General features: G+C 68.7%; 1 protein-coding gene. It reads left to right on the top strand.

The features are described from left to right. Window positions 1-3,056 (top strand): condensation domain-containing protein (locus tag FHY06_RS34685; protein WP_260310881.1); only part of this gene is annotated, 3,056 nt, incomplete at both ends.

Here is a 3,056-nt window from a genome sequence, read left to right as displayed (position 1 = left end):
ACGCCCCACAGCATCCGCGCGCCACGCACACCCCAAGAGGAGATCCTCGCAGCCCTCTTCGCAGAGGTCCTGCGCCTGCCGCAGGTGGGCATCGATGACAGCTTCTTCGATCTCGGCGGCGACAGCATCACCTCCATCCTGCTGGTCAGCCGTGCGCGCAAGGCCGGCCTCGTCATCACCCCTCGCCACGTCTTCCAGCACCAGAGCGTGGCCGCACTGGCGGCGGCTTCGTCCCCGGTCAACGCACCAGATGGCAGTGCCGACGTCGCCGTGGGCCCGTTCTGCGCCACACCGATCATCGAGTGGATGATGACGCGCGGCGGATCGCTTCGCCGGTTCAACCAGTCGATGCTGCTCCAAGTGCCCGCAGGCATGGAGCAACAGCATCTGGCAACGGCATTGCAGGCATTGGTTGACCATCATGATGGCCTGCGCCTGCAACTGACCCCTGCCACCGGTGACGCGACCTGGAGCTTGTGTGTTCAGCCTGCAGGTGCGATCAGCGCATCCGCATGCCTGCAGCGCATCGACACCTCCGGTCTGGATGAGTCTGCGCGTCGTTCCCGCATTGCCGAAGCGACCTCGGCCGCCCAAGAGAGTCTCGACCCTGAGGCCGGCCGCATGCTGCAGGCCGTGTGGTTCGACGCCGGAAGCACACAACCCGGGCGGCTGTTGCTGAGCATCCATCACCTCGTCGTGGATGGCGTGTCCTGGCGCATCCTCGTGCCCGATCTGGAAGCTGCGTGGCACGCAGCGCGTACTGGCACACAGGCGCAGCTGGGGCCTCGCGGCACCTCCTGGCGGCGCTGGGCGCACAAGCTTCGCGAAGAGGCTGTGCACCCGAAGCGCGTGGCCGAACTGCCGCTGTGGCAGTCCATCGTCGACGCACCTGACGCGCTGCTGTCCACGCGCGCCCTGGACCCCGCCCGGGATACGGTGCGCACCGCCAGTCGGCTGCGCATGACGCTGCCCAGCAGCGTGACCGCGCCTCTGCTCACGCAGGTGCCCACCCTGTTCCACGGTCGCATCAACGATGTGCTGCTCACGGCCTTCGCCCTCGCACTGGCCGACTGGCGCCGCAGACGCGGCATCGCCCAGGACGACACGGGCGCCCTGTTCAACCTCGAAGGCCACGGCCGCGAGGACATCTTCGAGGACGTGGACCTCTCGCGCACCGTGGGCTGGTTCACCAGCCTGTTCCCGGTGCGCCTGGCCCTGCAGGACATCGACCTGGACGATGCCCTGCGCGGCGGCGAGCACCTGGGGCGCGCCCTCAAGCAGAGCAAGGAGCAGTTGCGCGCCCTCCCGGACAACGGCCTGGGCTTCGGGCTGCTGCGCTACCTCAACCCCGAGACCGCCAGCCTGCTGAGCACGCACTCGGCACAGATCAGCTTCAACTACCTGGGCCGCTTCGCCATGCAGGACGCGCAGGATGCGCAAGACTGGCAGGCAGCCCCGGAGGCCGGGGCACTGGGCGGCGGCAGCGACACGCAGATGCCCCTGGCGCACGCCATCATGCTGGACGCCATCACCCATGACCGCCCCGAAGGGCCTGAGCTCTTCGCCACCTGGGCATGGGCCGGCGAGCTGTTCGAGGAGGCCGACATCCGTGAGTTGGCCCAGGGCTGGTTCGACGCGCTGCAGGCCATGGTCTCGCACGCGCAGCAACCCAACGCCGGTGGCTTCACGCCCTCGGACTTCCCTCTCCTCGCATTGAGCCTGCCCGAGGTGGAGTCCCTGCAGGCACAGGTGCCCGATCTCGAGCAGGCCCTGCCCCTGTCGTCGCTGCAGCAAGGGCTGCTGTTCCACGCGCTGTACGACGAAGCCCAGGCCGACGCCTACGTCGTTCAGCTCGCCTACGAGTTCACCGGCCCCCTGGATACTGCAGCCCTGAAGGCCGCCACGCACGCCCTGCTCGAGCGCCACGCCAACCTGCGCGCCAGCTTCCTGCACCACAACCTGGCCGAGCCCGTTCAGCTCATCCCGCGCCAGGTCACCATCCCGTGGCAGGACGTCGACCTGTCCGGGCTGAGCGCGCCGGCACGCGACAGCGAGCTTGCCCGCCTCCTGCACGACGACAGCCGCCGACCCTTCGACCCCGCACAGGGACCTCTGCTGCGCTTCGCACTCATCCGCCTGGCGCCCCAGCGCCACCGCTTCGTCTTCACCAGCCACCACATCCTGCTGGACGGCTGGTCCATGCCCATTCTCCTGAAGGAGCTGTTCACTCTCTATGCCTCCAGGGGCGATGTCCACGCGCTGCCGCCCGTCACGCCCTACCGCAACTACCTGGCATGGTTCAAGGCCCAGGACCGCCAGGCAGCCGAGCAGGCATGGCGACAGGCCCTCTCGGGCCTGCAGGAGCCCACGCACCTGGCCTCCGCCGCTGCCTCGTCCTCCGGCAGGCAAGAGACCATCCTGGTTGAGTTGCCCGAGGCGCTGACCTCCGCACTGTCGGCCCAGGCCCGCCAACGCGGCCTGACGCTCAACACGCTCGTGCAAGGCGCCTGGGGCGTGCTGCTGGGCAAGCTCACCGCCCGCGAAGACGTCGTCTTCGGCGTCACGGTCTCCGGCCGTCCGCCCGAGCTCGCTGGCGTCGAGTCCATGGTGGGCCTGTTCATCAACACCTTGCCGCTGCGCTTCCAGTTCCAGGCCCGTGAGCCTGCCATCGAGGCGCTCGCCCGGCTGCAGGACCAGCAGTCCTCGCTCATCGCCCACCAGCACCTGGGGCTGAGCGAGATCCAGCGCCTGAGCGGCTTCAGCACGCTGTTCGACACGCTGTGCGTGTTCGAGAACTACCATGTCGACCCCAACGCACGCCAGCCCTCGTATGCCGGGGTGCACGTGGCTCGTGCCGGGGGCACGGGCGGCGACACGACGCACTATCCGATGAGCATCGCGTTCATCCCGGGAGCCCGCCTGCAGTTGCGGGTGGGCTACCGCCCGGACCTGTTCGATCAGGCCAGCGTCCAGGCCATCATCGATCGCCTGCAACGCGTACTCCAGGCCATCGCGCACGACCCCGCACAGCCCATCGGCGCCATCGAGATCCTCGC

It is taken from the genome of Variovorax atrisoli, assembly GCF_014195185.1.
In the GTDB taxonomy this organism is placed as follows: Bacteria; Pseudomonadota; Gammaproteobacteria; order Burkholderiales; family Burkholderiaceae_C; genus Variovorax; species Variovorax atrisoli.
Note: the sequence above shows the minus strand (reverse complement) of the source record. Positions and strands in the feature narration are given on the sequence as shown.